The sequence below is a fragment of the Lancefieldella sp. Marseille-Q7238 genome (assembly GCF_949152215.1).
GTDB lineage: Bacteria > Actinomycetota > Coriobacteriia > Coriobacteriales > Atopobiaceae > Lancefieldella.
In genome coordinates this window covers 1,150,113-1,174,051 of record NZ_OX424407.1, presented here as the reverse complement: position 1 = coordinate 1,174,051, position 23,939 = coordinate 1,150,113, and the positions used below count along the sequence as shown (strand labels likewise).

The following is a 23,939-nucleotide window of genomic DNA, read 5'->3' as shown; positions in this document are numbered from 1 at the left end:
TTACCAATCCCTGCGCCTGGTATAACGGATTACCTCCGGGTGGAGCCAATGATACATGTCGAGATAATCATTGGCGGCCGTATGCCAGCTGAAGTCAGCGGCCATCGCTTGCTCAACTAGCTTGTCCCACGCGTCGCGATGATTGCAGTACACATCGCAGGCAAAACAAACCACATCAGCCATTTCGTCCGCGTTCATGTTCGCGAAGCTGAAGCCGGTTCCCTCTCCCGTAAATTGGTTGTAGGGTCTGACGGAATCAGCCAAGCCTCCCGTTTCACGCACAATGGGAAGGGTTCCGTAGCGCATCGAAATCATTTGAGAGAGCCCGCACGGCTCAAACTCCGAAGGCATCAAAAACATATCGGCGCCGGCATACATACGATGCGAAAGCGCCACGTCAAACTGCAGGCGAGCGGCCATGCGGTTGCCGTAGTGTCCGTCAAAGTAGCGCAGATCGTCCTCGTATTTCTGATCGCCCGTACCCAAGATTGCCACCTCGGCACCGGCGCATATGATGCGGTCCATGGCATAGCTCACCAAGCCCATGCCCTTTTGGTCAGTCAGGCGCGTGACCATCACAATCAAGGGGATGTCAGGATTGACTTCAAGCCCAAGCTCCTCTTGCAGAAGACGCTTGCACTCCGCCTTGCCTTCCATCTTCTTTGCCGAGAAGCGCGCGGGTGTAAAGGGATCGTTTGCCGGCGACCATGCGGCAATGTCTATACCATTCAAGATGCCGCGCAGCGCTTCATGACGGCGACGGAAAATGGGGTCCATGCCCTCGCCGTAAAACGGCATCTGCAGCTCAAGCGCATAGGTGGGGCTGACCGTACTCAGATAATCCGAGTACAGCAGTGCTCCCTGCATAAAGTTGATGGAACGCTCGTCGCAACGGAGCTGCCCCGCCGCGGCAGGGATGTCAGCAAGCCCCAAGGGGTCTGCAAGCATTTCATCGGTAAACTGACCCTGGAACTTTACGTTATGTACCGAGAAGACCGTGCGAACGTTATCGCACACGGGAATACCCCTGTAAAACTCGCGCAAAAAGACAGGTGCCAACGCTGTTTGCCAGTCGTTGCAATGCAGGATATCGCAGGCGAGTTCAGGCACATGCGCGATTACCTCACAGATTGCCTTTGAGAAAAACGCGAATCGCTCGCCATCATCAAAAAAGCCGTAGAGGGCGTCCCTGCCAAAGTACGACTCATTGTCAACGAAGTAGCAATCGACATTTTCATGAACAAGATGATACAGGCCGCAGTACGCCTCTCTCCAAGCAAGTGGCACATAGAGCTCGGCAACCTTGGTCATCTTTTCGCGCCATTCGGGTGCGATGGTCTTGTACAGGGGTGAGATGACAGCAACTTTTGCCCCTACATGCTTCAACGCGCTTGGCAGCGAACCCGCTACATCGCCAAGACCGCCGGTCTTTGAAAAGGGAACAACTTCAGAAGCCGAAAAAAGAACCTTAAGCTTTCTTCTCCTTGTTGTGCGTGCCATGAACCGTACCTCTCACTATTGTTGTCATACTTGCAAGTACTCATTTTACCGCACTACCCCGGCCGAAACCGGGGTAGATAAAAACTTCTCGAGCTGTTATGTTTTTTTGCGCTCCATATTCACCTCAGCAAACATGCTAGATGCGCTCTTACAGCCAACGTCTCTCGCGTTTCCTACTCCGTATACTTTTTACGGATAAGGATATGCTCCGGCGTACCATGAAGCTCCGTATCACTTTGAACGACATTGTCACGGTCAACAATAGCGCGGTCGATGACGGCGCCGCTCTTGACGATACAGCTTTGCATCACGATGGAATCGCGGATGACAGCTCCAGGCTCAACGATAACCTTACGACCCAAAACGGAGCCGGTAACCGTGCCGTAAATGCGGCAACCTGCGGAAATCATTGAATTGGTCACGCTGGAGCCAATCTCAAACTTTGCGGGAGCGGTGTCGTGAGCCTTCGTCTTAATATTGCCATCGGGGAACAGCTTGGCGGCAACGTCAGGATTCAGGGCATCCATATTGGCATAATAGAGTGAGTCTTTGTCAAAAATTCCGCGCGCATAGCCGTTAAAGAAGTACGTCTGAACTTTGACGCGGCCGTAATCCGACCTGAGCGCCTCAAAGAGATCTAGGTAATCCGTCGCGGCGTACCAGTCAAGCATCTCCATGAGTTTTGTGCGCGAAATGATGAAGCAGTCAAGTGACTGAACATCACCGTGATTGACTGAATTATGCATGCCAACGACGTATCCCTCATCGTCAACTTCAAACGCCGTCGCGTCCACGTTGGGACCTTGAGCCTCATTGCAGAGCACCGTAATGTCAGCGTCGGAAGCGATGTGGTGTTCCTGCATCTTATTGAGGTCGAAGTTGTAAACAAAGTTAGCGCTTGTATACACCACGTAATCAGCGGTGGAGCGCTCAAGATAGACGCGGTTTGTCATCAAATCGCGAAGCAGGAAGCGCGCGCCTGTGCGAGAAGTTCCAAAGGCTGAACCAGGCAATACGAAAAGTCCACCAGTTTTACGGTCAAGCCCCCATGCCTTACCGGATCCGATGTGGTCAATCAGTGAGCGGTAATTGAAAGGCATAATGACACCGACCGTGCGAATGCCGCAATTGACCAGATTGGACAGGGCAAAGTCAACCAAACGGTAGCGGCCGAGGAACGGCATTGACGCGATGGGGCGTACTTCATTTGAAAGTTCAGTATGCTTTGATGAGTAGTTGCATGTAATCAGACCGATTGTTTTTTTCATGCTACTCACCCCTTCCTACCACAACGTCATTACCGATAACGGCAGTATCCTTTGTCTGGTCCACGCTTCCCACCTGTACGTTTTCTTCAACAGTGGAGTTCTCTCCCATGATGGCGCGGACAACTTGCGCTCCAGCTTTGACGTGAGCGCCTGGCAACAGCACCGAATCGACAACACGAGCTCCCGCTTCAATTACCGCGTCAGTGGAAAGGATTGAATGGTGAGCAGTGCCGTTGATGATGCAACCATTGCCGATAAGACAGTCCTCAACCCTGCCGTACGGGCCAACATACGCGGGCGGGCGGGTGGAAGCGTTTGAGAGAATGGGAAAATCTGAGGTAAAGATGTCAAAGGCAGGCTCCGGCCCCAGCAAATCCATGCTGGTCTCGTGATAGCTGGAAATCGTGCCGACATCACGCCAGAAACCTTCAAAGCGATAGGTATACAGACGCTTCCCCTCGTCTAAAAGACGCGGAATAACATCTTTGCCAAAGTCATGCGTTGACTGCTGGTCAAGAGCATCAACCTTCAGCGCCTCAATCAAAAGATCGGTAGAGAAGATATAAATGCCCATTGACGCCAAGTTGGAATCGGGGTGCGTGGGCTTCTCGGAAAACTTAGTAATGCGGCCATCGTCATCGATAGTGATAATGCCGAAGCGAGAAGCTTCTTCCCATGGCACCGGCATGACGGCAATAGTAAGGTCCGCGTTGTGCTCCTTATGGCAGGCAAGCATTTCGCCATAATCCATACGGTACAGCTGATCGCCCGAAAGAATCAGCACATACTCACTTTTGTTCTGCTCGATATAACCGATATTTTGGGTAACGGCGTCAGCCGTGCCTTCATACCACGCGCCACCCTTTTGCGTTGAGAACGGCGGCAAAACGGAAACGCCTCCGCCAAGCTCATCCAAATCCCATGCGCTACCGGTGCCGATGTAGGAGTGCAAGAGATAAGGGCGATATTGGGTCAATACGCCCACCGTTGAGATACCCGAGTTTGTGCAGTTGGAAAGCGCAAAGTCAATAATGCGGAATTTGCCTCCAAACGAAACAGCCGGCTTTGCGACACTACTGGTCAGCGCTCCGAGGCGGCTTCCTTGTCCGCCAGCCAAAAGCATTGCCAAACATTCCCTTTTACTCATGTCAATCTCCTCCCATATCCCCCAACGTACAGAGAGCGACACTTACGTTACAACTCCAAACTTACTCCCCAACATTCCAAATATCGTGCATATACTCACGTATGGTGCGATCGCTCGAGAAGAACCCGGCCTTTGCAGTATTGTGCAGAGCCGCGGCGTTCCAAGCGCGACGGTCTTTGTACGAGGCCGTCAACTCTTCCCATGAGTCAACGTACGAATAAAAATCTTTCAGCACTAAGTCGTGATCGTTTCCAGCCATAAGATAATCGCGGATAGATTCAAAGTTACCGGAAAGACCCGCAAGCGAACCATCGGTAAGCATGGTAACGATGCGCCCTAAACGACCGGGGTCCGCATTCACCTGATCCCAGGCAAAATATGAGCCAGAGGCGTAGAGCTCCTCCACCTCATGCGCGCGGAGCCCGAATATCTTGATGTTATTCTCCCCAACAAGCTGGGAAATCTCAACATTTGAACCATCGTAGGTACCAAGCGTAATGGCGGCGTTCATCATAAGCTTCATATTGGAGGTACCTGAAGCTTCGGCGCCGGCCACGGAAATCTGCTCCGAAATCTCAGTTGCAGGGTAAATGAGTTGAGCATTTGAAACCGCAAAGTTAGGCACGAAGGCAATCTTCAAGCGGCCTTCGATACGCGAGTCATTGTTAATGACATCGGCAACCGAATTGATGAGGCGAATGACCTCCTTGGCAAGCGTATAGCTCTGAGCTGCCTTGCCCGAGAAAATAAAGGTGGTTGGCGCAGGCCTGAAATTCTGATCGTCCAACATACGGTTGTAGAGATCCAAAATCTTGAATACGTTCAGGAGCTGCCTCTTGTACGCATGGAATCGTTTGACCTGTACGTCAAAGATAGTCTTTGTGTCTACCTGAATACCCGCGGTCTCAGCGATATAGGCGGCAAGACGCTCCTTCTCGGCACGCTTTGCCTCTTCCATACTGTCAAGGAACGACGCGTCCTGCTCGTAGGGAATCAAGCGCTCAAGCTCATTGGCGTCATCAAGCCAACCAGTACCGATGGCGTCGGTAATGAGCTTCGCATACGCGGGATTGGCCTCGGCTAGGAACCGACGGTGGCATACGCCATTGGTCTTGTTGTTGAAAATCTCCGGGCGAAGGCGATAAAAATCACGCAAAACGCTCTGCTCAAGAATGCTGGTATGTAGGTCGGAGACGCCGTTGACCGAATGCGCAAACAGAATGGAAAGATGGGCCATGCGCACCTGGCCGTCCCAAAGCACCGCGGTCGATGCGAGAAGGTCGGCGTTGCCTTCCTCATGCATGAGCTTTTCGCGATACCGGCGATCGACCTCTTCGATAATCATATAGAGGCGCGGCAACAGATGACGGAAGGTTTCTATAGGCCACTTTTCCAGCGCTTCAGGCATAACGGTATGGTTGGTATACGAAATAGCCGAACAGGCAATCGTAAAGGCCCGGTCAAAGTCCAATCCATGCTCATCAACGAGCAAACGCATGAGCTCAGGTCCACACATAGCAGGGTGCGTATCATTCGTGTGGATGCATACGCGCTCACCGAAGGCATCCCAATCCTCGCCAAACTCAGCCACATAGGTGCGCAAAATCGACTGCAAGCCGGCGCTGACAAACAGATACTCCTGCTTGAGGCGGAGAATACGCCCGTGCTCTCCCGCGTCATTTGGGTACAGGATAGTTGAGATTGCCTCGACATCTGAGCGGAACGCATTGGCGCGCGCGTAATCGCCTTCGTTGAAGGCGTCCAGATCAAAGTCCTCCTCGTAGGGCTCAGCAGACCAAAGGCGCAGTTTATTCACCGTTTTTCCGCCATAACCAACAATGGGGACATCATACGGCACTGCTCGAACAGGCTCACCACCTTCCTGGGTAAACCAAAAACGACCGGATTCGTCCTGATGGCGAATGACATCTCCGCCAAAACGCACTACGACGCTGGAGTCATCTTTGCGCGACTCCCATGGAAAGCCGTTTGCCAGCCAGTTATCGGTACGCTCAACCTGGCGCCCGCCCTTGATTTCCTGACGGAAGAGGCCGTAACGGTAACGCATGCCATTGCCATAGCCGGCCATACCCTCATGCGCCATAGAATCAAGAAAACAGGCGGCGAGACGACCAAGGCCGCCGTTACCAAGACCCGGATCAACCTCTTGTTTAATCAGTACCTCAAGTGAAGAACCCATATCCTCGACGGCGTCAGCCACGAGATCTCGAAGGCCGTAGTTCAAAAGATAGTTGTCAAGCAATGGTCCAAGCAAAAACTCAAGCGAGAAGTAATAGACTTTTTTAGCCTTCACGGGATGGCATTCGGCTGCGATAGCACGGGATTTGGAAGCAATGAGTCTTGCTAAAATGGAATACCGCTCTTGATTGGTGCAGACGTCAAATTCCTTTCCCAGCACTAACACGCACAGAGCGCGATACTGCTCTTCAAAATCCTGCTTATCTTTAAAAATCTTTTCCGATGCCATGGTTCTCCAAAAATAACTCCTCAACCAACACGTTACGCGCCTTCTGTTGTATCACTCTTAGACACGTAGACGAGTCTCTACTTCTTCTTTTTCGGCTTACGGCGAGAAGCGCTCGTAGCTTTTCGGCGAGTAGTACTTGTCACCTTCTTTTCTTTATCGGTCTTCTTGGGCAAGGGCCCCTCGTACGCCAAAATCATACCACCGAGCGGCGGTACCCGGACGACCAGCGACTGATCGCGGCCATTCCACGTCTCTTCTTCGGTAGTCAGCTTGCCCGTATTGACAACGCCCGAGCCGCCATACTCTTCCATATCAGAGTTGAAAACCTCGCTCCATTGGCCGGCGCGGGGCATACCCAAACGAAAATCTTCATGCGCGGCGACATCAAAGTTCAGAAGTACCACAAGGTCATCCTTGGGCTTCTCGCCACGACGGATGAATGTAACGATAGACTGGTTGTTGTTGTCAGCGTCGATCCATTCAAATCCCAACTCGTCATAAGCGTGCTGCCAAAGAGCCGGGTGGCTGGCGTAGAAATGATTGAGGGCGGCAATGAAGCGCTGTTGGCCGGCGTGAGTCTGGTACTCCTCCGTAAGGAAGTACTGAATCCCCTCGTAGTAGCGCCACTCGATAAACTGCGCGATTTCGTTGCCCATGAAGTTGAGCTTAGCGCCCGAATGGGTCATCTGATACAGAGCCAGCGCGCGCATACCGGCAAACTGACGCCACCAATCGCCAGGCATGCGTGTAATCAGGCTGCACTTGCCGTGGACAACCTCGTCATGGCTGAGCGGAAGCACAAAATTTTCATTGAACTGGTACATCGTTGAGAACGTCAGCAGGCGATGATTGCCGGGACGGAACGGAAAGTCCGTCTGGCAATAGTGCAGTGTATCGTTCATCCAACCCATATCCCACTTGAGATGGAAGCCAAGGCCTCCGACAGAGGGAGGATAGGTTACCAGCGGCCACGCCGTTGACTCCTCGGCAATCATGAGCACATCGGGGTGGTCCGTTTGCGCCGTCACGTTGCACTGGCGCACAAATTCAATAGCCTGCTTATCTTCTTCAGTGCCCTCTTCGTTGAAGCGCTTACGAGCGGGATCATCAATGCCAAAATTCAGATACAGCATGCTGGTAACGCCATCCATGCGAATACCATCAGCATGGTAGGTGTCAAGCCACCAGAGCAGGTTGGAAATGAGGAAGCTGCGTACTTCTCCGCGTCCATAATCGAATTTGTAGGTGCCCCAGTTGGGATGCTCTTCTCGCTCAAAGAGCTTCTCGCCATCGAAGCGCACCAGTCCGTGCGCATCTCGACAAAAGCCCCCGGGAACCCAGTCAAGAATGACTCCGATACCAGCCTCATGGCAGGCATCGATAAAATGCATGAACTGCTGAGGAGTTCCGTATCGCGAGGTGGGAGCAAAATAGCCCGTTACCTGATAGCCCCAAGAGCCGTCATAGGGGTGTTCCATAACCGGCAGCAGCTCGATATGGGTATAGCCCATCTCCTTAACGTAGGACACCAGCTCGACTGAAAGCTCGTCATACGTCAGGAAGCTGCCGCCCATAGTCTCAGGTGTGTCGCCACCCGGACCGTTGCCGTCAAGTCCGTCAGCATGTCGCTTCCAGCTTCCCAGATGCACTTCAAAGATGTTAAGCGGACTCGCGAGAAAATCGCGCTTTTTGCGGGCGGTAAGCCATTTCTTATCTTTCCATGTATGACTGGTAAAATCTGCCGTGCGTGACGCTGTTCCCGCGGGGATTTCCGCATAAAAGGCGTAGGGATCTGCCTTGAGCATCATCTCGCCGCCCGCCGATTCAACGGCATACTTATAGAGCGCATCCTCACTGACCTCAGGAATGAACGTTTCCCAAATGCCGCCCGTCAGGGTACGCGTCATCTGGTTGATCTGATCATTCCAGTCGTTGAACTCTCCGACAACGGAAACTGACAGCGCGTTGGGCGCCCAAACAGCAAAGTGATAGCCCTCAACACCGTCATCATCTATCGCCGCATGCGCGCCGAGCTTCTCGTAACTCTGATGCCACTCACCTTTCCCAAAGAGATAGATGTCATCTTTTGTTACATACAGCGAGCTATCCTTCACTTTCATATAAACCTCCAGCCCAGACCGGGCAACGCCGCTCCCCAAAGGCCACGCATATCCTATTCTATGACAGTTGCACAGATGTTTATTCAAGCTTAGTTAATTGTGTAACTATCTGATTCAGAAATGCGCTCAACGGTCGATTAACCTCGGTGGATAACAAGAACAAAAATTTTCTATTTTTCGTATCGACACAGAAATTCCGCCAGGAGCTGAAATAAGCTGAATTTTTTTCTATCCGGATTAGCCGCGCCTCGCGATTTTGTCTTGGCCAATGATTGCCACGCGTCAATCCATTTGAAACGATTGATTTCGCTATGATACTGAAGGAGTGTCAGAGAACGTCCAAGCGCTTGCGCTTGCAAGACGCCAGGCTGAGGGTGGGCTGTCAAGCTTAAGGTAACTGTCACGCTCAGGGTGAGAAGCCAGGCTGAGGCATACGCGAGCGCCGCAAGGGAGAGATCATGCCCCGAGAAACTAAGAAACTGAAGCGCGAGCGCGGCATAGAAACGTGCCGTCGTTTGCACGCTTTATATCCACACGTTGAAAGTGCGCTCGATTACCGCAGCGCCTATACGCTGCTTGTAGCGGTCATGCTCTCGGCGCAAACCACCGACGCCGCCGTCAACAAGGTAACGCCTGAACTGTTCAAGCGCTGGCCTGATCCTGTCGCGATGGCATCAGCAAGCAAGGCCGAAGTCGGAGAACTCATTCGCACCATCGGATTTTGGCGCGCGAAAGCGAGCCACTGCGTTGAGATGGCTCAAATGCTTGTAGCCGACTACGGCGGAGAAGTTCCAAACACCATGAATGACCTCGTCAAGCTTCCGGGCGTTGGCCGCAAGACCGCTAATATTGTGCTCAATAAGATGTTTGATACCGTCGATGGCATTGCCGTTGATACGCACGTTTACCGCATCGCTTCTCGCCTGCGACTTACCTCCGCCGCTACTCCTCTTGCGGCTGAGCAGGATCTTCTCGCACTTTTACCGCGAAAGCTTTGGAAAGACGTTAATGAAGAATGGATCCACTTTGGCCGCGAGACGTGCTCCGCCCGAAATCCTTCCTGTGAGACATGCCCGCTTGCAGACATCTGTCCCTCCTTTGAACAACCCAATCGCTGGTTCAAAGGAGGCGGCGAGAAGAACTCCAGGCGCAGATCATCTTCATAAGTGAAACTGCAGGTCATGACAGCAAATGAGTAAGAACTGCAGATCATAACAGCAAAAGAGGCGCCCCAAAAAGGACGCCTCTTTTTGAATAGCCGTTACTCTGTCTCGCAAGGCTGAGCTTGTAAGACTGAGCCTAAGGCTTAGTAGTTAAGCGCGCGCTCTTGGAAATATCCCTGCGGGTGACCGCACACAGGGCACACCTTTGGCGCAGTCGGGCCAACGTGCAGGTGACCGCACTTGAGGCACTGCCACACCTTAACACCGGGGCGCTCAAAGACTTCGCCGGACTCGACACGCTCAAGAAGCTTGTTGTAGCGCTCATCGTGAGTCTTCTCAATCTCGCCGACAAGACGCATCTTCGCGGCTATCTCCTTGAAGCCCTCCTCCTCAGCGGTCTTGGCGAAATCGGCATACATCGTGGTCCACTCGTAGTTCTCACCTGCGGCGGCGTCCTTCAGAGCCTCTGCGGTCTCGGGAACCTTGCCGTCGTGAAGGTACTTAAACCAAAGCTTAGCGTGAACGTTCTCGTTGCCGGACGTCTCGTTGAAGATATCGGCAATCTGCTGGTACCCGTCTTTTGACGCCTGCTTGGCATAGAAGCCATACTTGACGCACGCCTGGGACTCGCCAGCAAACGCGGCCTCAAGATTCTTCTTTGTCTGAGAATTCTCAAAATCAACAGCCATTTTTTCTCCTCTCCTGCTTTGACCGGAATGGCCAAAGCGTCATGCGCATTATACCCGCTATGAACGCCAAATGTCACCTTGACGATGACAAAAACCTTCTTTTGTGAGCTCTTCAAGTAAGTCCAGGGTAGCGCCCATAGTCACGCTCTCTCGGCCGGCCTCTCGCTCAACGGCGGCAAGCTCTTTTGACAGGGTTTCGGCTGTCGCGCCACCTTCGCCGCGATGGGACAAAACAAGACGTAGCAATTCGGCGCGCTTCTGGCGATGTGACCCTTCGAACTTCGACTGTCGCGCATGAGCCTTTGAGCGTCTACTTGGATTGGGAATGGTTTTCTTAAGCCACGCGCCATAATCGAGAAGCGCATAATACCAGGCTCTTGGATTATCATCCGCGTGCTCATTCAGAGGATCGTCAGCCGGACAGGTCGCATCTACCAGCGGAACAAGCTCTGAGTCGGGAACTCCTTCGGCTTCGGGATACAACTCGTGCAGAAAAACCGTTCGCACATTGGTCTCCAGATAAATCCCGTGCAGATTGAGGGCAAACGCCCGAATACCGGCAGCCGTAGCAGATCCGATACCGGGAAGTCTGACAAGCTCCCCTACTTCCTGAGGCAGTGCTCCGCCGGTTTTGGAAAGCATCTGCGCAGCCTTATGAAGCGAAAGTGCTCGGCGGTTATATCCAAGACCCTGCCACTCCTCAAGAACGTCAGCGGGACTGGCAGCAGCCAGAGCATCGACTGACGGAAATCGCTCAAGCCATCGCTGCCAGCGTCCGTCTACACGACTCACCTGCGTTTGCTGCAGCATAACCTCAGAAATCCAAATGGCATAGGGGTCACGCGTCCGGCGCCACGGAAGATCTCGATACAGCTTTCGTCCATACTCCAGCACAAGAGCTCGAAACTCTGCAAGGCTTTCAGCATCCTCATGCGCGTTCGGCGCGCCATCGCTCGGCACGCCACTCATGCTGCCGACTTTGTCGACAAGAACCTCGGAATTCTTTTTAGCCAATTTGACCCGCGTTTCGTGAAGAAGCGACAATGTCTTCCACTTGATCTTGTATCTCTTCCAGCCGAAGCGCGGTCTCGTTTTTCACCAGCTTAAATCCACCATTCGGTTCAGGCACCAGACCTTCCTTCACAATCTGCGAAAGCGCAATCGACGCGAAATAGGTCCTGAGTATCTTTTCGGCATTACACCAGACGGGATTGAAAAAACAGGAAGGCTTGCGCGGGCAGGGCGTATTATCGGGACCCGCCGATTCGCAGTCGGAAATCAGAACAGGGCCTTGAACTGCTTCAACCACCGTAAGCAGGGTTGTCGCATCGGGATCAATGGCAAGCGTCATACCACCTCGAGAGCCGCGTGTGGACGCGATAATCCCCGCGTTCACTAAACTATGCTGAACAGATCGGGCGAACGAATACGGAATACCGCATGATTCGGCCGCATCGCGAACCGAAACTATCTCTTCCGGCCGTTTTATCAAAACACTCAAAATACGCAAAGCGTAATCGGTTTTTCTTGAAATTTCCATGTCGTTCTGTCCTCCCCAGCCTCATGCGAGGCGTTGCCCTCTCACAGGCACCATGCCCGTTTGCGGGCGTAGCAATCGCTCAGCTTCACCGTCTTACGCCGATGACCAATTGAGAACCTCCCACCCGCGCTGACGGGCAATTTTTGCCAGCGTAGGACCGGGACAGACCGCGTGAGCTGCCTGCGCCTGCTCCAGAAGAGGAACGTCGGAATAGTGATCTCCGTAGGCAACGACAATCTTCCATGCCCCAGCGCCCAAATGCTCATCACACCAACGTTCAACTGCACGCGGTTTTTCGGCACCCTCAATAACGGACCCTAAGACATGGCTGGTATAATGGCCGTTTGCAATCTGCATCCGTGTGGCCATAAAACCGTCGGCTCCCAAATGCGCAGCTGCAAGCTCGGCGATAGGAACAAATGTCGCCGAAACGAGAAGAACGACGTACCCTTCACTGCGATACCGCTCAGCGGCAGCAAGCGCTTCAGGACGAAATCTCGGCGCAATGACATCTTGATAAAATGAGCACATGACTTCATCCGCCTGCGCGGCGCTCATTTCCGTCAGAGCTCCGACAACAAGTTCTCGAGCTTCCTCCTGGCGTTGCGGCAAATGGAACTTATAGCGAATGCCCCACCAGGCCAACCGAAGCGTTCGCGCTAATGATGAAATATGCTGGCGATACAGGTACGCCGCGAACAAAAAACCTGATTGGCCGGAAATAACCGTACCATCAAAATCAAAAACAGCCACTTTCCTTGTATGCTCCACGCGTACCTCACCGCCTTTCTCGCAGACCCGCCCGGCGGCGTGCGGCCAACGTTGCCCCGCAGTCCCGGCTTCTTTTTGTCGGCAAGAAATGATACCACGCCATAACACATATTCCCATGCGTATCCGAAATACGCCCTTTACATGCGAAGCTATGTCGGAGCTCCGATTTCGGTTTTCCGCTCTTTTTGCAGGGCTCCCTCGATGGGCGGCCTGCCGGCCTTCTCAATTCTGCGCCTGCTGATTTTTTGACCCTACAGCCTGCGGAAGCCCGCTAAGAAAAAAGCCTCCCAAAGGAGGCTGAAGTTGCAATGGCGGGATATGCGGGGCTCGAACCCGCGACCTCCGACGTGACAGGCCGGCGCTCTAACCAGCTGAGCTAATACCCCGGACGCCTTTGCGCGAATTGAAAGTTTACAGGGAAAGTTCCCTTATGTCTAGCAAGATTTCCGGTGAATTCAAGTTTTTTCCAGAACCGCCCCTTAAACACCTATACAACCGCTGGTAAAGCCTATTTAAAGGCGACATTATTCGAGAGCAACGTTTATTCGAGGGCGACGTTAGTGGTAGTGCCGTTTGAATCGGTCACCTTCAGAGACGCTCCGTCAAGTTCAGCGGACTCAATCGTGCCCGTGCCACCGACAACATTGCCGTCCTTGTCGGCAACCAGCACCGGCAGGGCGCCATCACCAATCGTATACGCTACCACGTCCCATTTTCCATTGTTATTCTCGGGAACCAAGATTGTTCCGTTGTACAGCATGAGGTTGACCGGCGTGCCATCGACCTCAAATACCACCGTTGTATTGCCCGAACCGCCATCGCGTGTAATGCCGTACTTACCGTCAGACTGCTTCTCAATAGCATATTTTGAGCCTTGGTACGTAATGGTGCCGTCCGCGTCTTGTTTGTCCTGCTGCTTTTCACCTGAATAGGCTGAATCGCTCTGCTGAGTCTTCGTAGCGGGAGCGGGCTCAGGAGAGGATACCGCGCAGCGCACCACAAAAAAGAGGACGATGAGGGCCACGATTGTTGCTATTACGAGCAGAACCGTGCGACGGCGGTTTTTCAAACCCGGCTCTTCTCCAACATCCGCGATCTTCTCGCGAGCCATATGGGCGCCCTGGCCCGCATGAATCGTAGTGATATCTCCCGGCTTTACCGGCGATACCCGCGGGGTCTTCTCGTCATCGGTTTCAGTCTCTATATGGTTTCGACCCGCCATGTGGTTTGCCATGAAAACTCCTTTATCGCTTACACTTCGCGACGCGCTTCAATGGCGCGGCCAAGCGTTACCTCATCAGCGTACTCCAAATCACCGCCAACGGGCAAACCGCTCGCCAGACGCGACACCTTTACTCCCAAAGGCGCGATGATGCGCGCGAGATATGTGGCAGTAGTTTCTCCCTCTACGTCGGGATTTGTGGCGAGAAGCACCTCTTGCACCGTTCCGTCTGCCAAGCGGGCAAGCAATTCCCGTATATGAAGCTGCTCCGGACCGATTTTATCCATCGGAGAAATGACGCCGCCGAGCACATGGTAGAGGCCGTGGTACACGCCCGTGCGCTCAATAGCTGAAACGTCACGCGGCTCAGACACCACGCAAATCGCCGAACGGTCGCGGGAGCCATCCGAGCAAATATCGCACTCTTCCCGCGTTGCATAGTTGAAGCAGGTAGGACAAAAATGCACCTGTTGCTTTACCTCAAGAATCGCATTGGCCAGGCGACGCGCTTCTTCGGAGTCCGTCTCAAGCAGATAGTACGCGATACGCTGCGCGGACTTAGGACCAATACCGGGAAGACGCCCCAGCTCATCCAAGAGACGCTGGAGCGAGCGTCCGTCATTTGTCAAATCAAACGCCATTAAAAGAGCCCCGGAATGTTCAATCCACCCGTGACCGAACTCATCGCCTGGCTTGCCGCCTTTTCGGCAGTTTCGAGAGCGTCATTTGTGGCAGCAAGAATCATGTCCTGAAGCATCTCAACGTCCTCCGGATCCAAAACTTCGGGATCAATCTGCAAGTCCGTGAGGCGTAAATCACCCGATACGGTGACCTTGACCGCTCCACCGCCGGCGCTTGCCGTATGCAGCGCCAATGCGGCCTTTTCCTGCGCTGCCAGCAATTGCTCCTGCATCTTACGCGCTTGAGCCATCATCTGGTTGCGGTTCATGCCGCCCCTGTTAAATCCACCTTTAGCCATTAGTTCTCCTTATCATTGGCAGATACTTCATCGTTTGATTCAAATGAAACGGAAACAGCAGGCCCAAACACCTCTTCAAGCATTGAAGCTACGCTGCTGAGATCTTTTGGAAGCGCCGAGCGCTCAGCGATTTCACTCGATGACATATGCTTGTCGCCAGAGGGAGTCTCCGCAGAAGAGCCAAAGGACGAAGCCGTTTCAGCAGCGCGTTCGGAAACCGTGAGTTCACCGGCGACTTCGGAAACCTCAGGTTGAACAGGTGTAGGGCCTGGATTGGAAGCCTTAGCTGTTGGTTTTATTTCTTTTGCAGGAGCAGGCTCTGTCATTGGTATCGCAGGCGCCTGAGTTGCCGTAGGTACGGACTGTGGCGCCGTCATCGACACGGATTGCACTACTGCAGGTACGGATGGTGCTGTCGCGGATGTGGATTGAGGCGCAGGAGCCGCGGAGGCTTCGTCCCACGGCAAAGGAAACTCAGACGAGCCTTCCTTGGGTGCAGTCTCCTGCACGGAGTTAGACGCCGCGCGCGGAGACGAGCCTGAAGCCTGCACGGGAGACGGAACGGGTGCTGCCGGCTCCATGCTACTTCTCGGCAGTTCTCCTGAAGGTGGAGAAGCAAAGTTCCGCTGCGCGTCTGCAATCGCCTTATTTTGAAGCGAAGACTCGCCGTACGCGATGCTCCGCGTCCCCAAGGTCTGCTCGATAAGCGCTAAAAGCTCCCTTTTAATCTCTTCTCGCTCCAGCATCGCCGTTGCGAACTCAGAACCTTTAGGGAGAAGAACAAGCAAATGAGAACCATCGTCCGACGCGAGCGTGGAGCCCTGTAGTAGGGCACCGTGGGCGGGAGCTTTTGCGATGTACTGTTTGATAATCTCTTTCCACGTACGCGTTAGAGTCGCTTCATCGTTTGCAGACGGGCGCGGAGTGGCAGAGGCTAGCTCCGAGATTGGCTGAGGCGCAGGTGTAGCAGTGGACGCTGGCGTAGGTGCTGATGCAGACTTAGGCGTAGACGCAGTGGTAGGCGCAGGTGTAGGTACCGGTATAGATGCGGGCTCTGATACGGGTGCGGACTTAGGCGTAGACACGGTCGTGGGTGCCGGTGTATGAGCGGATGCTGGTACCGGTGCAGGCATCGGTGCGGGCACAGAGCCAGAAGCAGCAGCTTTTTCCAGCTTGCGCTCTACATCAGCTACGCGCTCGGCAAGTGATTCCAAAGTCAAATCAACTTCAGGTCGCGCTAGGCGTGTGCACGCGATTTCAAGCACCAGCCGCTGATTGGAGGCTGTACGCATCTGACTTGAGGCGTCGCCGAGTATCGTCAGAACACGAGCGAGCCTATCTACAGAACCATACGCGGAAATTTCCTGCGCGAGCTGCGCCCGCTCGTCATCAGTCACGGTGAGAGCAGCCGCATCAACACCAACGGCCGCCATAACGTAGGCGTTACGCACATGAGCTGCAAGTTCCCGGGTAAACTGCAGCACATCGCGGCCAGCGTTTACCAGCGTATTGACCTGATCAAAGAGGGTCGCAACATCACGCTTGGCGATTGCCATGGACACATGAGCCAAAAGTGAGCCTGACGCCTCCCCTAAAAAGTCCTGAGCAATAGCAAGAGCAACTTCTCCATCGCCAAAGACAGAAAGCTGCTCCAGAGAGGTCAGCGCATCACGCATACCGCCGCGGGCGTGGCGGACAATCAGCTCAAGCGCTCGAACGTCAAAGCGGAAACCCTCGGCCTCACACACATACTGCAAGTGCTCCAGCATGTCCTCATTTCCAATCGCGTGAAAGTCAAATCGCTGCACGCGGGATAAAACAGTTCCCAACACTTTTTGAGGGTCAGTTGTGCATAAAACAAAGGTTACGTGCGCGGGAGGCTCCTCAAGCGTCTTAAGCAAAGCATTGAACGCGGCCGTGGTCAGCATATGGACCTCGTCGATGATATAGACCTTGCCCTTACCTCTTACCGGCGCATAATTTGCGCGAGAAATGATTTCCTCACGAACGTTGTCAACGCCCGTATTGGACGCGGCATCAATCTCTACTACATCGGGATGCGTGCCGGCCGCAATGAAACGACATTCTTCGCAGGTACCGTCGGGAAGCTGACCGGGCGCCTTGCGACAAAGCAGCGCTTTTGCCAGCAGACGGGCCATAGTCGTCTTGCCGGTTCCTCGCGGACCGCAAAACAAATAAGCGTGGCTGACTTTGCCTTCAAGCACCGCACGCTTTAACGTCTCAACAACATGTTTCTGACCAACGACCTGCTCAAATGTTTGCGGTCGATACTTTGTATACAGCGATTCCATACGTCCTCCGACGCGCTCGAGTGAACATATTAAGTATACCCATCAGTCTCCGCGCTCTTCTCGCCAGAAACGACCTCATAAAAAAGGAGCAGCCGAAGCCGCTCCTTTAACGTGCATTGCTTAGTTCACAAAACGTGACGTGATTACTCCGCGGACTCTGCAGGTGTCTCAGCAGTCTCAACGGGCGTCTCAGGCTCTGTTGCGGGCTCCTCAGCAGGAGCAGCGGGAGCGTTCTTCGCAAACTCCGCAGCGCGCTTTGCTTTCTCCGCGGCCTTCGCCTCAGCAGCAGCCTTACGAGCGGCCTCTTGCTCGGCAGCCTTTGCGGCCTTTGCCTCCTTGGCAGCCTTTGCCGCTCCAAGACGAGCGGAAGCGGCCTCGCCGAACTTGTCGGAGAAACGCTGGACGCGACCGCCGGTGTCAACGAGCTTCTGCTGACCGGTATAGAACGGGTGGCACTTATCGCAGAGGTCAACGCGCATTTCAGGAACGGTAGCGCGGGTAGTCCACGTGTTGCCGCAGGTGCAGCGAACCGTGCACTCTACATACTCAGGATGAATTCCTTGCTTCATACAGGACTCCTTACATCGGCTCTGGTTTCCGACCAGAGCAAGGGAATAGCCGACTGAGTATAGCAGAGTCCCCGCGGTTTCGCTAGGATAGAATGAACTCTTTCCTACTTTACACGGAGGCGACATGTTTTTAGCTATTGACGTAGGCAATACTCAAACGACCCTTGGCCTTTTTGACGAGAAGGGCCAGATGCTTCACGGCTGGCGCATGTCCACCGATACTACTGAAACAGCCGATATGCTGCACGGTCGTCTCTTTACATTCTTTATGAAAGATGGTTTCTCGCTTAACGACATCACTGCCGGAGGAATCGCCTGCGTGGTGCCCGCCGTCTCCCGCGCGTGGAAACGTTGCTTTGAAGCACTCCTTGACCGGCCGCTCATTGCTGTCAGCGCCGCCTCAAATACGGGAGTCCCCGTACACATGCCACATCCCGAACGCGTTGGAGCCGACCGCATCGCCAACGCCGTCGCCGCCCGCGAACGCTACGGATCCCCTGTTGTGGTCGTAGACTTTGGCACCGCTACGAATATCGACGTAGTAGACGATTCAGGCGCGTATCGCGGCGGCGCCATTTCACCCGGCCTCATACTATCCGCAAACGCGCTTTTTGAGCGCGCCGCAAAACTTTCCAGCATCCCCATCGAGGCCCCCGCGTCAGCTTTGGGCAACGACACCGAAAGCGCTGTCCAGTCCGGCTTAGTCATCGGCGCGGCTGCGCAGGCGGAAGGCCTGGTAGCCCGCATTTTGCGTGAACCCGGTATCACCGGCGCAAAGGTTATTGCCACGGGCGGCCTTGCAAAAACCGTCAGCGTGGCAACCGATGTGTTTGACGTGGTGGATCAGGAGCTTACGCTACGCGGCATTTATCTCATCTGGAAGCGCGGATAGACGCTTGTTCGGGAGTGATAACGGTTTCTTTGTCGTCAGCGCCTACAAGAATCGCACGACCCCATACGTCCACGCCGCCAAAACGCGCCGTATACGCTACGTTACCGTTAGGATAGACCACATCAACCTTGTGTCCAAGAAGCGGTATCACGTCAAAGTAATCGCTCAGGATAGGTGCGAGGGGTCCTGCTGCAGCGCGACCCGCCCTGCTGTCGCTGGCCCAAACGTCCACGGCAGACACAATCGCCTTTGCAAGAGCCGCCGGTTCAAGCACTTTTGCGGCGAGAAGCGTCTCCGCCTCGAAAAGCCCCTTTGCATCAAGACACCTCAGGTCGAATGAGATTCCACACACAACAAACATACCATCCGTATAGCCGGCACGCGTCTGCACAACTCCAAAAGGCGCATCTTTGACAACGATGCCATATGGCCATGCGATGCCGATATTCGAAATGGAGCCTTTGAGGTTCTTTACCAGCCCATATGCCGCGACATAGGGAACGCCTGTTATCTGCTGCATAGAAATATCGGGACGAAGAATCACCGCAAACTCAAGGTTCTTCTCGCCCCGAGCGGCGTTTTTGGCGTCTCTGTCATCGTTGGCTTTCTCCGCGTGCCTCTCGGCATGTTTACCAGCCACAAATTCACCAGCTTGACCACCACTTCTGGCAAGCTCGACAGCCTCGTCAAGAACGCTCATACCCATACCGCGCTACTCCCACGTAATATCGCCGAGGTCGGCGGTCACGTGACCAACGCGCTGGTCCGCGTGAACAACTTCAACGCCGCTGTGCGTCAGGAAGCGAACGGGATCGTGCATCAAATCTTCCATGGGAACAAGCACGTAATCGCGCTCGCCAAGACGCGGATGCGGCAGCGTCAGACGCTTGCCCGCATGTTCCTCACCTTCAACCCAGAGCAGGTCACAGTCGATGGTACGCGGACCGTGTCCCTCCTCGCCAGGCTTACGGATACGATCAAGGGCATCTTCAACTTTGAGCAGCTCACCCAAGAGCACCAGCGGATGTAGTTCTGTACGAATCTCCGCCACAGCGTTGGCAACCGGCGTTGCAATGCCATATGCGGGCTCCGTCTCGTACGCGTGGCTTACAGAAACCACGCAGGTCAGAGGAATCTCATCGATAAGCTGCGTTGCACGAGCCAAATACGCCACTCGATCGCCCACATTCGAACCGAGCGCCACAAAGCCCTGACGCGGATCTTTTTGAGTCATCGCCCAGAAAGAATTAACGGCTTGAGCGGCTCCAGCCACGTCATGAACGCGCAGGATTCTCGCGCCATTAGTGATGGCGGCAATGCAGATAGCCTGCGTCGCGAAATCACGATCAACCGCCGCCGCAACTCCGGATACCGCGCCCACAAACCGTTTGCGAGACACCGCGCAGAGCAGCGGATACCCCATAGACACCATCGAGCGCGTCGCGCGCTGGATAACGATATCCTCATCGGCGAACTTATCAAAGCCAGGACCGGGATCGATGCAGATGCGGTCATGAGAAACGCCTGCGCGCATCAAAACGCGCGCCTGATCTCCCAAAAAGCCCATAATCTGGCGCATGATGGGCGCCTCTTCGGGCAGCGTAAAGCGGCGCTGCGATGTCAGAGAACGGGCGCTTTCAGGCCGAGCCGGCCTGCTGTCGTCAAGGGCGACACGCTTACGCTCAATATGCGCTCCCAAGCCTTCCTTGTTCCAGTGCATTACAATGCAGCCGCACTTGGAGTCTGCGGCGACGTTGACCATTTCAGGGTCGGTAAAGCCTGAAACGTCATTGATAATCTGTGCGCCTAAGCGAATGCACATACGCGCCACTTCGGCATGGCGCGTATCAACGGATACTAAAGCCCCTGCTTTAAGAAGCTCGCGAACCACAGGAACAACACGCTCAGCCTCTTCCCTTGAATCCACCGGTGTATGCCCAGGTCTTGTAGACTCGCCGCCAACGTCAATGATGTCGGCTCCTTCATCGAGCATCTGGAGACCACGTTTGACCGCCGTCTTTACATTGATATTCTCGCCACCGTCAGAAAACGAGTCAGGCGTCACATTCAAAATGCCCATAATTCGCGGGCGGGCAAGGGAAAGTGTGTGGTTACCGCATTGCCATGTCGTATAGCTTTGCCTCAGCATGAAGGCCTCCTTGCACGAGTGCGTCCCGACTCCGGTGCGCTTGTCATAAACATTTCCATTGTAGAGGTTTTTGCGTGTTCTCTCATTTACCATAGTTTTGTTATCGCCTACGGAAGTGAGAAATCATGAGCGCTCCATCACCTTGCAACCAATCGCAAACCGCCCTGGCACACAGCGCATCAACGCACAACGCGGCAGAGGCCCCTGTCACTGATAGCTCAAAGACCCGCGAATATACCCTCGCCTCGTGGAACGTCAACGGACTGCGAGCCGTCTTAAAGAAGGATCCATCGTTTATCGAAGTTCTTGAAACCATTGACGCCGATATCTTTGCCATCCAAGAGACCAAACTGCAGGAAGGTCAGGTTGACCTCGAAATTCCCGGTTATTATCAAACTTGGAATTATGCCGAGCGCAAGGGATATTCAGGTACCGCCGTTTTTTCGCGAGAAGAACCTCTGCAGGTAGTTCGCCACATCGATTCTCCCGTTGCGGATGATGAGGGGCGTATTTGCGCTTTGGAATTTGCGAAGTTTTGGTTTGTCGACGTCTATACACCCAACTCTAAAGACCAGCTTGCGCGCCTCGATGAGCGATTGGTCTGGGACGCTCGATACCGTGACTTTCTCGCAGGTCTTTCTCAACAGAAACCTGTCATTACCTGCGGCGACTTCAATGTTGCCCACCATGAGATCGATCTGAAAAATCCCAGCAGCAACCGTAAGAACGCAGGGTTTTCCGATGAAGAGCGGGAGAGTTTCACCAAGCTTCTTGACGCGGGCTTTACTGACACCTTCCGCTACCGTCATCCTGACGTTACCGGAGCCTACAGTTGGTGGAGTTACCGGTTCAACGCCCGCAAAAACAACGCCGGCTGGCGCATTGATTACTTTTTGGTAAGCGACCGCATCGCCGAGCGGATAACCGGCGCGTCCATCTTGAACGAAGTCTACGGCAGCGATCACTGCCCAGTGGAGCTGACGATAGAGCTGTAGGGATTATAGCCTGCCTCAGATACTGTCGATAACGCGCGCCTGAGATGGTCTACACTCTCGGCAACGAAGTCACTTGCAGCGGCAAATTTATCCTTAGAAATCCGTTTCGACACCGGCCTCTTGCTTTACCTTCAAAAACGTCTTAGCGTCCCGGCAGGCCATGAGCTCCTCAGGAAAGTGAACCTCATCAAGCAGGTTGGATATGTGATTCGCATGCGCAATACGCGTCGCAATGTGCGCGTCCGATCCAAATGAAACCATGCAGCCAAGTTCTGCGCAGCGCTCAGCGATGAGGCGGCACCTCGCCTGTTTCTCCGGAGCAGGACCCGCCGCATACGTCGCCTCGTTCATCTCAATCAGCTTGCCGCGGTCGCGACACTCGCGAATCAGTGTATCTATCTCAAAATCAAGGAAGCTCCGGCCCAGGTGACCCAGAATAAGCACATGCGGATTGTCAAGCACGTTCACATACATTTGCGTCACTTGAGCGGGCGTTGCTCCACATGCCCAATCTTTTCCGTGAATGCTTGCGACCGCGTAATCACAGCGGGAAAGCACAAGCTCGCCAAGACTGTGAGCGTGGCCGAATTTATCGCCGTTTATAGCGGTGTCGGCAGCAATATCCCAGGCAAACAAATGCCCTTCAAGATCGACAATATCCACTTCGCAGCCGCACAAAATGCGCACACCCTGCCAGGCCTCAGGAACAATAGTAAGGTTCAGAAAGAATTGGAAGTTCTTCAGTGTTTGCTCGTCAAACAGCATTGACGAGAAGTGATCTGTCAAGCCCAGCAGCTCAAAACCCTGCTCAGCGGCCATTCGGACGTTCTCCTCCATTGTGGAGTACGCGTGGCGCGAATACATCGTATGTGTATGTACATCGCAAAGTATGCGCATAGCAACCCTTCCTTACAAGCGCCTTGCGAACATCTACTGGACGCCACACTCCTCGGCAGCTTTTTTCCATGCCGCAAGAGAATTGACGCATATGTCGTACGGCACGCAATAACTGACGCGGAGCCAACCGGGGCAACCGAATGAATCTGAAGGAACCGGCAGCAATTCGTATGCGCGCGCACGCTCGCAGAATTTCTGCGCGTCATCGCCAGGAGCTTTAACCCACAGATAGAAAGCTCCGTCAGGCTGAACATATTCGTAGCCCAGATCAGAAAGTCCCTGCGTCAGCACATCGCGATTCCGCGCGTATGCCTCAATATCAGCGGGTTCATCGACGCAATCAACCAACACCAATTGGAACAGGGACGGGGCACACACGAACCCCAAAGCGCGAGCAGCACCCGCGCAAGCAGCATATACTTCGTCATGCTCGGGATTTGTAGGTGGAACGAATACCCAGCCGATACGCTCTCCGGGCAGCGATAATGCCTTGGAGTAGGAGTAGCACACAATCGTGCGGTCATATACTTCAGGAATCCAAGGAACGTCTACATCTCCATACACAATCTCGCGGTACGGCTCATCCGAAATCAGATAGATGTCAGTTCCCAACGCAGTCTGACGCTCATGCAGCGCGTCGGCGAGCATATCCAGATTCCGGCGCGTATATACCGCTCCAACCGGGTTGTTGGGTGAGTTTACTATGACAGCTTTCGTTTGAGGCGTAATCGCCGCGGAAAGTCTCTCAATGTCGATTTGGAAGGTTTTCTCGTCAGCGAGAACTTCAACGCAAGAAGCTCCCGCATGCTCAATCCAAACGCGATACTCAGGAAAATACGGTGCGATAACGATAACCTCATCACCGGGCACAACCACAGCATTGATTGCCATTGAAACCGAAGCGGCGGCTCCACATGTCATGATGACATCGGCTGCCGTTGCGGCAGCAGCGCCAAAGCGACGGCACAACGAGGCAGCCACCGCTGCACGAGCGGCAGGCGTGCCGATAGAAGCCGTATATGAGTGAACTGCCTGTGGCGGAAGCGTCATAGCATGTTCAATAGAAGCGCGAACCGCGAGCGGAGCGGGCACTGACGGATTGCCGATAGAGAAGTCAAAGACGTTTTCGGCGCCAATCTCTTCGCGACGCCGTGCGGCGAACTCGGCTATATCGCGAATGACAGACTTCGCTTGTCCGTACCCCAGGTTTGTTTGATTGATGCCCATGACAACTCCC

General features: G+C 54.0%; 21 protein-coding genes and 1 tRNA gene. 3 read left to right on the top strand and 19 right to left on the bottom strand.

All coding sequences use genetic code 11. The features are described from left to right. The 5 genes from glgA to glgB form a co-directional block, all read right to left on the bottom strand. Positions 1–1,500, bottom strand: coding sequence for a glycogen synthase GlgA (gene glgA / locus QM016_RS05320; RefSeq protein WP_282710622.1), 1,500 nt, complete (start codon positions 1,498–1,500; stop codon positions 1–3). A gap of 173 nt (positions 1,501–1,673) precedes the next feature. Further along, positions 1,674–2,768, bottom strand: a complete 1,095-nt coding sequence (gene glgD, locus QM016_RS05315; RefSeq protein WP_016477548.1) for a glucose-1-phosphate adenylyltransferase subunit GlgD — start codon at positions 2,766–2,768, stop codon at positions 1,674–1,676. 1 nt (position 2,769) lies between these two features. Then, on the bottom strand, positions 2,770–3,915 hold the full coding sequence (locus QM016_RS05310) for a glucose-1-phosphate adenylyltransferase (RefSeq protein WP_016477549.1): 1,146 nt from the start codon (positions 3,913–3,915) through the stop codon (positions 2,770–2,772). A 61-nt stretch (positions 3,916–3,976) separates the two neighbouring features. After that, positions 3,977–6,403, bottom strand: a complete 2,427-nt coding sequence (locus QM016_RS05305) for a glycogen/starch/alpha-glucan phosphorylase (protein WP_016477550.1) — start codon at positions 6,401–6,403, stop codon at positions 3,977–3,979. Between the two features lie 77 nt (positions 6,404–6,480). Beyond that, entirely contained in the window at positions 6,481–8,523 is a 2,043-nt protein-coding gene (glgB, locus tag QM016_RS05300; RefSeq protein WP_282710616.1) for a 1,4-alpha-glucan branching protein GlgB, read from the bottom strand. Between the two features lie 458 nt (positions 8,524–8,981). On the opposite strand from glgB, the gene nth reads away from it, so the two are divergent. Then, on the top strand, positions 8,982–9,689 hold the full coding sequence (nth, locus tag QM016_RS05295) for an endonuclease III (RefSeq protein WP_282710615.1): 708 nt from the start codon (positions 8,982–8,984) through the stop codon (positions 9,687–9,689). A gap of 140 nt (positions 9,690–9,829) precedes the next feature. Here the strand turns inward: nth and rbr are convergent, their stop codons facing one another. From rbr to rpmE, 10 genes are all read right to left on the bottom strand, one after another. Continuing rightward, positions 9,830–10,375: a rubrerythrin gene (gene rbr / locus QM016_RS05290; RefSeq protein WP_016477553.1), complete on the bottom strand. Its 546-nt coding sequence runs from the start codon at positions 10,373–10,375 to the stop codon at positions 9,830–9,832. A gap of 57 nt (positions 10,376–10,432) precedes the next feature. Next, complete coding sequence (locus QM016_RS05285; RefSeq protein WP_282710614.1) at positions 10,433–11,419, bottom strand: adenine glycosylase; 987 nt, start codon at positions 11,417–11,419, stop codon at positions 10,433–10,435. Next, a complete protein-coding gene (locus QM016_RS05280; RefSeq protein WP_282710612.1) occupies positions 11,382–11,915 on the bottom strand; it encodes an Rrf2 family transcriptional regulator in 534 nt (177 codons plus the stop codon). The genes QM016_RS05285 and QM016_RS05280 overlap by 38 nt, the downstream gene beginning before the upstream one ends. Positions 11,916–12,008: 93 nt before the next feature. Then, a complete protein-coding gene (locus tag QM016_RS05275) occupies positions 12,009–12,668 on the bottom strand; it encodes an HAD family hydrolase (RefSeq protein ID WP_282710611.1) in 660 nt (219 codons plus the stop codon). Positions 12,669–12,996: 328 nt separating this feature from the next. Next, positions 12,997–13,073, bottom strand: a tRNA-Asp gene (locus QM016_RS05270). A gap of 155 nt (positions 13,074–13,228) precedes the next feature. Beyond that, positions 13,229–13,921 (bottom strand): hypothetical protein, encoded by a 693-nt coding sequence (locus QM016_RS05265; RefSeq protein ID WP_016477557.1) that lies wholly within the window; start codon positions 13,919–13,921, stop codon positions 13,229–13,231. A gap of 17 nt (positions 13,922–13,938) precedes the next feature. Next, on the bottom strand, positions 13,939–14,550 hold the full coding sequence (gene recR, locus QM016_RS05260) for a recombination mediator RecR (RefSeq protein ID WP_282710608.1): 612 nt from the start codon (positions 14,548–14,550) through the stop codon (positions 13,939–13,941). Beyond that, a complete protein-coding gene (locus QM016_RS05255; protein WP_016477559.1) occupies positions 14,550–14,888 on the bottom strand; it encodes a YbaB/EbfC family nucleoid-associated protein in 339 nt (112 codons plus the stop codon). The genes recR and QM016_RS05255 overlap by 1 nt, the downstream gene beginning before the upstream one ends. Beyond that, complete coding sequence (gene dnaX, locus QM016_RS05250) at positions 14,888–17,200, bottom strand: DNA polymerase III subunit gamma/tau (RefSeq protein WP_282710605.1); 2,313 nt, start codon at positions 17,198–17,200, stop codon at positions 14,888–14,890. Before dnaX ends, QM016_RS05255 begins: the two co-directional genes overlap by 1 nt. A gap of 143 nt (positions 17,201–17,343) precedes the next feature. After that, complete coding sequence (rpmE, locus tag QM016_RS05245; RefSeq protein ID WP_282710604.1) at positions 17,344–17,769, bottom strand: 50S ribosomal protein L31; 426 nt, start codon at positions 17,767–17,769, stop codon at positions 17,344–17,346. Positions 17,770–17,893: 124 nt separating this feature from the next. Here rpmE and QM016_RS05240 point away from each other — a divergent pair, with 124 nt between their 5' ends. After that, on the top strand, positions 17,894–18,661 hold the full coding sequence (locus QM016_RS05240; protein ID WP_016477562.1) for a type III pantothenate kinase: 768 nt from the start codon (positions 17,894–17,896) through the stop codon (positions 18,659–18,661). On the opposite strand, the gene QM016_RS05235 is transcribed toward QM016_RS05240, so the two are convergent. Beyond that, positions 18,642–19,367 (bottom strand): hypothetical protein, encoded by a 726-nt coding sequence (locus tag QM016_RS05235; protein ID WP_016477563.1) that lies wholly within the window; start codon positions 19,365–19,367, stop codon positions 18,642–18,644. The two genes, QM016_RS05240 and QM016_RS05235, sit on opposite strands and share 20 nt — an antisense overlap. 6 nt (positions 19,368–19,373) lie before the next feature. Then, complete coding sequence (gene folP / locus QM016_RS05230) at positions 19,374–20,810, bottom strand: dihydropteroate synthase (RefSeq protein WP_016477564.1); 1,437 nt, start codon at positions 20,808–20,810, stop codon at positions 19,374–19,376. Between the two features lie 125 nt (positions 20,811–20,935). On the opposite strand from folP, the gene QM016_RS05225 reads away from it, so the two are divergent. After that, positions 20,936–21,805 (top strand): exodeoxyribonuclease III, encoded by an 870-nt coding sequence (locus tag QM016_RS05225; protein WP_016477565.1) that lies wholly within the window; start codon positions 20,936–20,938, stop codon positions 21,803–21,805. A gap of 93 nt (positions 21,806–21,898) precedes the next feature. Here QM016_RS05225 and QM016_RS05220 read toward each other — a convergent pair whose 3' ends face one another. Both QM016_RS05220 and QM016_RS05215 read right to left on the bottom strand, forming a co-directional pair. Next, positions 21,899–22,702 carry a PHP domain-containing protein gene (locus QM016_RS05220; protein ID WP_282710599.1) on the bottom strand — a complete coding sequence of 268 codons (804 nt, stop codon included), beginning with the start codon at positions 22,700–22,702 and terminating at the stop codon, positions 21,899–21,901. 33 nt (positions 22,703–22,735) lie between these two features. Beyond that, a complete protein-coding gene (locus QM016_RS05215; protein WP_282710597.1) occupies positions 22,736–23,929 on the bottom strand; it encodes a pyridoxal phosphate-dependent aminotransferase in 1,194 nt (397 codons plus the stop codon). Positions 23,930–23,939: the final 10 nt, after the last annotated feature.